The 9762-nt window shown below is 59.2% G+C and carries 7 protein-coding genes; 2 read left to right on the top strand and 5 right to left on the bottom strand.

Translation table 11 applies throughout. The features are described from left to right. Nucleotides 1-143: 143 nt before the first annotated feature. Both AC1DYF_RS01640 and rpoZ read right to left on the bottom strand, forming a co-directional pair. A complete protein-coding gene (locus tag AC1DYF_RS01640) occupies nucleotides 144-2375 on the bottom strand; it encodes a RelA/SpoT family protein (protein WP_477874557.1) in 2232 nt (743 codons plus the stop codon). Nucleotides 2376-2538: 163 nt separating this feature from the next. Further along, nucleotides 2539-2940 (bottom strand): DNA-directed RNA polymerase subunit omega, encoded by a 402-nt coding sequence (gene rpoZ / locus AC1DYF_RS01635; RefSeq protein ID WP_477874555.1) that lies wholly within the window; start codon nucleotides 2938-2940, stop codon nucleotides 2539-2541. 484 nt (nucleotides 2941-3424) lie between these two features. On the opposite strand from rpoZ, the gene AC1DYF_RS01630 reads away from it, so the two are divergent. Then, a complete protein-coding gene (locus AC1DYF_RS01630; protein ID WP_477874553.1) occupies nucleotides 3425-4018 on the top strand; it encodes a LabA-like NYN domain-containing protein in 594 nt (197 codons plus the stop codon). A 57-nt stretch (nucleotides 4019-4075) separates the two neighbouring features. Here the strand turns inward: AC1DYF_RS01630 and AC1DYF_RS01625 are convergent, their stop codons facing one another. The 3 genes from AC1DYF_RS01625 to dapA form a co-directional block, all read right to left on the bottom strand. Further along, nucleotides 4076-5785, bottom strand: a complete 1710-nt coding sequence (locus tag AC1DYF_RS01625; RefSeq protein ID WP_477874551.1) for an MFS transporter — start codon at nucleotides 5783-5785, stop codon at nucleotides 4076-4078. 207 nt (nucleotides 5786-5992) lie between these two features. Continuing rightward, nucleotides 5993-6472: an SsrA-binding protein SmpB gene (smpB, locus tag AC1DYF_RS01620; protein ID WP_477874549.1), complete on the bottom strand. Its 480-nt coding sequence runs from the start codon at nucleotides 6470-6472 to the stop codon at nucleotides 5993-5995. Nucleotide 6473: 1 nt separating this feature from the next. Beyond that, nucleotides 6474-7355 carry a 4-hydroxy-tetrahydrodipicolinate synthase gene (gene dapA / locus AC1DYF_RS01615; RefSeq protein WP_477874547.1) on the bottom strand — a complete coding sequence of 294 codons (882 nt, stop codon included), beginning with the start codon at nucleotides 7353-7355 and terminating at the stop codon, nucleotides 6474-6476. A 215-nt stretch (nucleotides 7356-7570) separates the two neighbouring features. Between dapA and AC1DYF_RS01610 the strand changes: the two genes are divergently transcribed. After that, entirely contained in the window at nucleotides 7571-9733 is a 2163-nt protein-coding gene (locus AC1DYF_RS01610) for a lytic transglycosylase domain-containing protein (protein ID WP_477874545.1), read from the top strand. The last annotated feature ends 29 nt before the right edge of the window (nucleotides 9734-9762 follow it).

Raw genomic sequence — 9762 nt, 5'->3', positions numbered from 1 at the left:
TATTCGGCAACAAAGGCGCGATAATATTCCATTCCAAATCAGTCAGCTCATGGCGGCGACGGGTCATCATTAGGCTCCCAAATCAATGGCAGCCTTGAATCACCGTCAAACCCAAAGGGGAAGCCCGTTTATGAGTTTACGGCCTAGTCAAACACCCGCTTCACCGTCGAAATGCACGACAGATCCTTGAGCTGAGCCAGGATGTTGCTGAGCTGCCGCAGATCCCAGACTTCGAGGTCGAATTCCATCTCGGTAAAATCCGGCGCGACGCGGACCATGGAAAGGGTACGGATATTGACATCGGCGGTGCCGATGGCCTGTGCGACAGTGGCCAGCGTGCCCGGTTCATTGAGCGCGTTCACATGGACGCGGGCCATGAAGCGGGTCTTGTTGGCTTCGTCGAGATCCCAGCGCATGTCGATCCAGCGCTCCGGCTCCTCGTCGAACTTCGACAGTGACGGCGACTGGATCGGATAGATGGTGATCGTGTGCTTGCCGTCATGGATGCCGACGATGCGATCGCCAGGCACCGCGCCTGAAGGCGAGAAACGCACCTCGATATCGCTGGCAAGGGCGCGGAACGGCCGATGGCGCTCCTGTTCGCCAGCCAGTTCGGCTGCCTCGGTGACCGGCTTCTGCCCGTCGGGAATCTTGAACATCATGCCCTGCGCGCCGGAGACGGCGAACCAGCCCTCCTCGTTGCTCTGCTTTACCGTCACCCGTTCGTCCTGGTAATCGGGGTAGACGGCCTTGAGCACGTCGAGCGACGAGAGCTCACCGCGGCCGACAGCGGCGATCGCGTCTTCGACCTCCTTGTGGCCGAGCCGGTGCGTCGCCGGCTTCATGATTTCGCGCGAGAAGGCTTTGCCGGCGCGTTCGAAGGTGCGTTCGAGGATGCGTTGGCCGAGGCCGGAATATTGCTTGCGGATGGCGAGCCTTGTGGCGCGGCGGATCGCCGAGCGAGCCTTGCCGGTGACGACGATCTCTTCCCAGGCTGCCGGCGGCACCTGCACGCCGGAGCGGATGATTTCGACTTCGTCGCCGTTTGCCAACCGGGTCACCAGCGGCATGATACGGCCATTGATCTTGGCGCCGACCGTGGTGTCGCCGATATTGGTGTGGACCGCATAGGCGAAATCGATGGGCGTGGCGCCGCGCGGCAGCGCAATCAGCTTGCCCTTGGGCGTGAAGCAGAACACCTGGTCCTGGAAGAGCTCGAGCTTGGTGTGCTCGAGGAACTCTTCCGGATTGTCGCCTTCGGCCAGCGATTCGATGGTGAGCCGCAGCCAGGAATAGGCATTGGATTGCAGGTTGGTGCCTTCCCGCGCCTGGGTGTTCGTACCATCCTTGTAAAGCGTGTGGGCGGCGATGCCGTATTCGGCGATCTCGTGCATGCGGCGGGTGCGGATCTGCAGTTCGATGCGCTGCCGGGCCGGGCCGACGATCGTGGTGTGGATCGACTGATATTCGTTCTGCTTCGGCGTCGAGATATAGTCCTTGAACCGGCCCGGCACGACGCGCCAGCGGGTATGGACGATACCGAGCGCACGATAGCAGTCGGGGATCGCGTCGACGATCAGGCGGAAGCCATAGACATCCGAAAGCTGCTCGAAGGACAGCGATTTCGACTGCATCTTCTTGAAGACGGAATAGGGCTTCTTCTGCCGGCCCTTGACCCAGGCATTTTGCAGGCCGTTGGCGGCCAGCAATTCGCTCAACTCGTTCTCGATCTTGTGGACGAGGTCGGCATTGCGCTCCGACAGCTCGGCAAGCCGCTTCAAGACGGTCTTGTGAGCCTCCGGATTGATGTGGCGGAAGGCAAGCTCCTCCAACTCCTCGCGCATGTCCTGCATGCCCATGCGGCCGGCGAGCGGCGCATAGATATCCATCGTCTCCTCGGAGATGCGCAGCCGCTTTTCCTGCGACATATGGTCGAGCGTGCGCATATTGTGCAGACGGTCGGCGAGCTTGACCAGCAGCACCCGCACGTCGTCCGAAATGGCGAGCAGGAGCTTGCGCAGATTCTCCGCCTGCTTGGCCTTGCGCGAAACGAGGTCGAGCTTCTTGATCTTCGTAAGGCCCTCGACCAGACGGCCGATATCCTCGCCGAACAGCCGGTCGATCTCGTCACGGGTGGCGCTCGTATCCTCGATCGTGTCATGCAACAGGGCAACGGCGATGGTCGACTCGTCGAGATGCATGTCGGTGAGGATGGCGGCGACTTCGAGCGGGTGGGAGATATAGGGGTCGCCGCTTGCCCGTTTCTGCATGCCATGCTTCTGCATGGCATAGACATAGGCCTTGTTGAGCAATGCTTCGTTGACGTCTGGCTTGTATTTCTGAACGCGCTCGACGAGCTCGTATTGCCGCATCATTGAAAGACTGCTCCGGGACCAAGTTCGCTTTACGCAATTCCTGACGAAAAACCGCTCGACACTTTTCCTGGAATTGCTCTGAAATAAAAGAAGGCGCCAATCATAGGATCGGCGCCTGATTCCGCAATCGATTTAGCCAGAGTGGCGTAAACTTTCAGAACGATCAATAGTCGTCGTTCTTCTCGGGCGGGACGAGGCCTTCGATACCGGCAAGCAGTTCTTCTTCCGACATCTGGTCGAAATTGACCACTTCCGGCTGATCGTCTTCCTCATCGACGGTGTCAGCCTGGTTTTCGGCAGCAAGCAGGGTCGCGGCATCGGGTTCCGGCTCGTCGACCTCAACATGTTTCTGCAGCGAGTGGATCAGGTCTTCCTTGAGGTCGTCGGGCGACAGCCTTTCGTCAGCGATCTCGCGCAACGCCACGACCGGGTTCTTGTCATTGTCGCGGTCGATGGTGATCGGTGCACCCTGCGAGATCAGCCGGGCACGGTGGCTGGCGAGCAGCACCAGTTCGAACCGATTGTCGACCTTATCAATGCAATCCTCTACGGTGACGCGGGCCATAGCCTGTCCTTCTAAACGTTCATCATGTCAGGTTATCCGGCGAGGCGTTATCCTCTTATCGCGACGAATTCAAGGCATGAAATTCCAGACACACGGAAAAAGCCACGATCCGCTCATAGGCTCATCGCCGGCTTCAATCAAGCCAGAGAGCATTCGATACCGCGTAAGTTGCAAATTTTCTAATAGATCCATCCAGTCACGACAATTAGAATGTCACCTGCTTCAAGGGATTTTTGCCTATTGCCAACTTCAACTTTAGACCGCAACCTGTTTAAGATTTTTTAGCATTGTGTGATCCAAACCAGAAGACTTACGTATATCTGCCTGATTAGGCGCAAATTTCCCTTGGAAAGTCCGATATTGTGTTTTAAACAGCATCGAATATGAACGGTTGGTAAAATATCTGATCCCCAGGAATACAGCCGAAATATGTAGCCTAATTTTATGATGATCTCTGCGCTCCCGCAACCTGACAGGAAAAAGAATGTTTGATCCTCGCGAGAAAATTGCATTATTTATTGACGGTGCCAATCTTTACGCTGCGTCTAAAAGCCTCGGGTTCGATATTGACTACCGCAAACTGCTCAAAGCGTTCCAGAAGCGCGGCTATCTGCTTCGCGCTTACTATTACACGGCGCTGATCGAGGATCAGGAATATTCCTCTATCCGGCCGCTGATCGACTGGCTCGATTACAACGGCTACAAAGTGATCACCAAGCCGGCAAAGGAATTCACCGACTCGCTGGGCCGCCGCAAGATCAAGGGCAACATGGATATCGAGCTGGCCATCGACGCGATGGAGCAGTCCGAAGTCGTCGATCATCTGGTGATCTTCTCCGGCGACGGCGATTTCACCACGCTGGTCGAAGCATTGCAGCGCAAGGGTCGCAAGGTCTCGGTCGTCTCGACGATGTCGACCCAGCCGCCGATGATCGCCGACGACCTGCGCCGCCAGGCTGATCATTTCATCGACTTGATGACGCTGAAAGGCGAAGTGGGGCGCGACCCGAGCGAGCGTCCGGCGCCGGCGCGGGCGGTCCAGGTGGATACGTCGCAGGACGAGTTCGACGACGTCTGAGGCAGGTTTCGTTAGAGATTAAGAGGCGCCGCGAAGGCGCCTTTTCTGTTTCTGGGGTCAAGCGGCCTTGTGTTCCGCAGCGGCCATGATCATTTCCTCCGCCTGCTCCTGCCTGCGGGTCGAACCGCCTATCCAGGACATCAGCGCCGAGCCGATATAAAGCAGGATCGAGATCGAGAATGCGATCTTGATGCCAGTCATGAATGGCTCGGCCAACAGTTCGGGGAAGAAGCGATTGCCGGTGATCGTCGCCACATTGGCGGCAGGCAGTGCGTGCAGCGCTGCCTGAGGCACCAGTTCGCCCATCGGGTTATAGCCGAGGAAGGCGGCAAACAGGCTTGCGACCGGCGGCTCGGCGGCAACCTTGGCAGCAACGTCCAGCGGCAAGCCCTGTGCCATCAACTGCGTCTGCATGACATGCGGCAGGCTGAGCGCCAGGCCAATGATCATCAGGCTGAAGAACACGCCGATCGACAGCACCTGTCCGGCATTGGTCATGGTGGCGCGGACGCCGGAAGCCTGGCCGCGTTCACCGGCCGGCACAGCATTCATGATCTGCGTGCCATTCGGCGCCGCGAACAGGCCGGTGCCGACGCCATTAATGAACAACAGTGCCGCGAAGACCGGATAGGAGAAATCGGCGTCGAGGAACATCAGGCCGAGGAAAGCGACAGCGCCGACCAGCATGCCAACCGCCGCGAACATCCGCGAGCCAAAACGGTCGGCGAGCGTGCCGGCGACAGGACCCGAGACGAGGATACCCAGCGTCAGCGGCAGCATGAAGATGCCGGCCCAGAGCGGCGTCGATTCGAAGCTATAGCCGTGCAGCGGCAGCCAGATGCCTTGCAGCCAGACGATCAACATGAATTGCAGCCCGCCGCGACCGATCGAGGCCAGGAGGTTGGCAGCGATGCCGGAGGTGAAGGGCCGGATGCGAAAGAGTTTCAGGTCGAACATCGGCCGCGCAACGCGGCTTTCGATAACGAGAAAGATCGCCAGCAGCACAAGCCCGGTGATGAGTTCAGCCAGCACTTTCGGGCTGCCCCAGGCCATCAGCGACGCGCCATAAGGCTGGATGCCATCGGTGATGGCGACAAGGAACAGGATCAGGCCGACCGCAAAGGTGATGTTGCCCCACCAATCGAGCACCACGCCGCCCTTCGGAATCGCCTTGTCGCGGAGACTGAGGAACCCCCAAAGCGTACCGGTCAGGCCGATCGGGACATTGATCCAGAAGATCCAGCGCCAATTGATGTCGGCCAGCACGCCGCCGAGGATCAGGCCGGCGAACTGACCGATGATGATCGCCATGGTGTTGATGCCGAGCGCCATGCCGCGCTGATGCGGCGGGAAGGCATCGACGAGGATGGCGGTCGAAGTCGCCGTCAGCATCGCGCCGCCGACGCCCTGCAAGATGCGCATCCAGACGAGATAGGCGGCGGCGCCATTGCCGGTCGGCATGACGCTCAGAAGCACGGCGGTGAAGGTGAAGATCGCGAAACCTATATTATAAATGCGCGCGCGCCCCATCATGTCGCCGAGTTTGCCGAAAGTCACCACCAGCACCGAGGTGACGACCATATAACCCATGATTGTCCAGAGCAGTGTGTTGGTATTACTGGGATCGAGCGGCTTCAAATGGATGCCGCGGAAGATCGCCGGCAGGCTGATAAGGACGATGGAGGCATTGACGGAGGCGGCGAGCACGCCAAGCGTGGTGTTGCTCAACACCATCCATTTATGGCGATCACCATGGGCAGCTATCATCGAGAAACTCATTGCAACAGAAAAACAGCGCCGGAACGCAGTGTCCAACGCACAAAAAGTAAGACTATCTTACTAATATTTTGATGATTGTAAAGTTCCCGACTGCCCTGGACGGTGAAAAAATGCTGCGACGCGAAATATCCTGTGAGCGCGCGCAGCATTCGCCAGCGAGTTGCACCATTAGCAGTTTTCAGTGAGAAAAAAGGGTCAGCCGCGATCTCTCAGCAACCGGCCCTTCTCACGGTTCCAATCGCGCTCCTTCTCCGTCTCGCGCTTATCGTGCAGCTTCTTGCCCTTGGCGAGCGCGAGCTCCAGCTTGGCGCGGCCGTGCTCGTTGAAATAGATCTTGAGCGGGATCAGCGTCATGCCCTCGCGCGCAATGCCAATGCGCAAGCGGTTGATTTCCTTGCCGTTAAGCAAGAGCTTGCGCGGCCGGCGCGGGGCATGGTTGAAGCGGTTGGCCTGCAGATATTCGGGCAGATAGGAATTGATCAGCCAGATTTCGCCCTTCTCGTCGCTGGCATAGGATTCGGCGATATTGGCCTTGCCTTCGCGCAACGACTTCACTTCAGTGCCGGTGAGAACCAGACCCGCTTCGTAAGTGTTGACGATTTCGTAATTGAAGCGGGCCTTGCGGTTCTCCGCGACAATTTTTCCGACCGTGGTCGGCCTGCCTTTGTGTGTCATGTCACATTAAATCGGCATGCCGAAGCGCTTTATCAATAGCGGCTTCGATGGCCGGCTCCAGCGTTGGTACCAACGGCGAGCGCACGGTGCGGCTCATCCGGTTGAGGCGATTGAGCGCATATTTGGCGCCGCAGACGCCCGGCTCCATGAAGATCGCCTTGTGCAACGGCATCAACCGATCCTGATATTCCAGTGCCTTGGCGAAATCGCCGGCAAGTGTCGCTTCCTGGAATTCAGCGCAGAGCTTCGGCGCAACATTGGCGGTTACGGAGATGCAACCGACGCCGCCATGGGCGTTGAAGCCGAGCGCGCTTGCGTCCTCGCCGGAAAGCTGGACGAAATCCTTGCCGCACGTGATGCGCTGTTCGGAGACACGCTCGATCTTGCCGGTCGCATCCTTGACGCCGACGATGTTTTTATAGGTTTTCGCCAGATGACCCATCGTGTCCGGCATCATGTCGACGACCGAGCGCGGCGGGATGTTGTAGATGATGATCGGCAGGCTCGTGGCCTCGGCGATGGCCGAAAAATGCGCGATCATGCCCTTCTGCGTCGGCTTATTATAATAAGGAGTGACCACGAGGACTGCATCCGCTCCCGCTTTTTCGGCGTGTACGGCAAGTTCGATGGCTTCGCTTGTATTGTTGGAGCCCGCACCCGCGATAACCGGCACGCGCTTGTTCGCCGTCTTGATGCAGATCTCCACCACGCGTTTGTGTTCGGCATGCGAAAGCGTCGGCGATTCGCCGGTCGTACCGACCGGCACAAGACCGGTGGACCCTTGCGAAATCTGCCATTCGACATGCTCGACAAATACGCCCTCGTCGACGGACCCGTCATCCTTGAACGGCGTCAAAAGGGCGGGAATGGAACCCCTGAACATCAAACAACTCCTGATAGGGCGACGAGCCCATGCTTTGGCCGCAATCCTGAATTACGGAAAGCAGGGACATTATCGAAGGCGGCTTGGGGCGGCAAGCGCTATTCGCGCGGCTTTTACCCGGCTTTTGCTGATGGGAAAAGGCGGGAAGTCCAGTTTTTACCATTGATTAACCAGGCAACGGCAAGATTTGCCGGACGAACAGCCGGGGCGGCGAAATGAAACAGGCGCTCATCGCGATCATGGTTTGCACCGCCGGCTCCGCCGTGGTCTATGCCACGCTGTTCAGCCACGGAGCGGCCAGTCGCATTCTCCCCAGCGAAACCGTCACCACACTTGTCCTGAAGACAGCCAAGAGCGATCGGCTCGCCCGCATTGCGCACCAGACCACGGCGGAAGTGGATAGGACGCAAACCACCGCGGCAGTCGACAAAGCGACGATCCAGCCCGATACGAGCACGATCACCTCCGACATCGAGACTGCGAAGCTGACGCCGCCTGCCCCGAGCGAAGCCTTCCAGCTTGGACTGCAGGCACTTTCCATCCGCGACAGCTTGAGCGCAATCGCCCAGCGCGACGGTTTGCCGAGCGGTTCGATCGAGCGGCTGGCGCTGACCTGGGCGATCGCTGCTTCCGGCCAGGTCGCAGTCCCCTCCTCCGAGCTGATCGCCGACCGCGACTTGCTGCGCGGCTGGCCGGCAATGGACGATATCCAGGAAAATCTCGAGCAGGCACTCTATCGCGAGAATACAGATCCCGAGCGCGTGCTCGCGGCTTTCGGCGACCGTATGCCGGTCACGCCGGAGGGCACTGTCATCCTGGCGCGCGCGGCTGTTGCCAAGAATGATGTGCCGCGGGCGGGACGCCTGATCAAGGCGCTGTGGCAAAGCAAGGCCTTCGATGCCAAGCTCGAAAACGAAATCCTGGTCGAATTTCCCACCCTGCTCGACAATGACGACCACAAGCGGCGGATGGATTATCTGCTCTTTGGCGAGAAGCTGACCCAGGCCAAGCGATTCGCGACCATGGTGAAGGCCGATTCGCTTTATGCGGCTTTTGTTGCAGTCACCAATAAAGCGGGTGACGCTCGCTCAAAGCTGAAGGCCGTCGAGAAAGCCTGGCAGGATGATCCCGCTTTTCTCTACGCATCGGTGAAGCGGTTCCGCCAGACCCGGCAATATTCCGATGCTGCCAAGCTGCTCGAGACGGTGCCACATGATTCTGTCACCCTCATCGATCCCGATGCCTGGTGGGTCGAAGCACGTATAGTCAGCCGCGGACTGATGGATCACGGTGATGCGAAGGCGGCCTACAAACTGGCGACGGCGCATTTCGCCGTCTCGCCGGACGATATCGCCGAGGCGGAATTCCATGCCGGCTGGTATGCATTGCGAGGGCTGCACGATCCTGGCTCGGCCGAGACTCACTTCCAGAACATTCTTGGCGCCAGCCGCAAGGCGCACGACCAGGCCCGAGGCTATTACTGGCTCGGCCGCGCGGCGGAGGCCGGCGGACCGGGCGATGCGAAGGATTTCTACAAGAAGGCGGCGGACTATCCTGCCACTTTCTACGGTCAGCTGGCCGCTGCCAAGCTCGATACGCGAATCGAGATGAGCCGCTACCAGCCGACTTTGGCGATCGAGGATGCGTTCTCACGGCGGCCGGAAATGCAGGCGATCGCGCTCTTCGAACAAGTGGGCGAAGCGAGCCGGGCTCGGCGGTTGACGCTCGCCTTCGCACGCGAACTCTCCAGCCCGACGGAATTGCAGGCTCTGGCCGAAGTCACGCTCAGGAATCACGGTCCGTCGCTGGCACTGGCGGTGGGCAAGGCCGCCATGCAGCAGGGCCACGATCCAGGACTTGCCGCCTTCCCGCTCGGTGCCATTCCCGATACGGCCGACATTTCCGGCGCGGGCAAGGCCCTGGCCTATGCCATTGCGCGGCAGGAAAGCGCATTCAATCCGTCCGCCGTATCGCCTGCTAATGCAAAGGGGCTGCTGCAGCTCATGCCGGCGACGGCCAAGAAGGTGGCGAGCCGCTATCAGATGGCTTATGCCGAGGACAAGCTGATCGACGATCCCGCGTTCAACGCGACGCTCGGCTCGCATTATCTCGGCGAGCAGATCAGCAAGTTCAACGGCTCCTACATTCTCACCTTTGCCGCCTACAATGCCGGGCCGAATCGTATTCCCCAATGGATCAAGCGATACGGCGATCCGCGCGGCAAGCCGATCGACACAGTGGTTGACTGGATCGAGAACATCCCATTCACCGAGACGCGCGATTATGTGCAGCGGGTGATGGAGAATTATCAGGTCTATAAGAGCCTGCTCAACGAAACCGCCGACATCAGCAGCGATTTGACCGCGGGTTCGCAGTAGTCGCAGAGCTTGAGGGCAGAGGTCCGGCT

The organism is Rhizobium sp. P2_G9 (assembly GCF_056403475.1).
The sequence above is the reverse complement of the archived record's forward strand: the minus strand, read 5'-3'. Positions and strand labels throughout refer to the sequence as shown.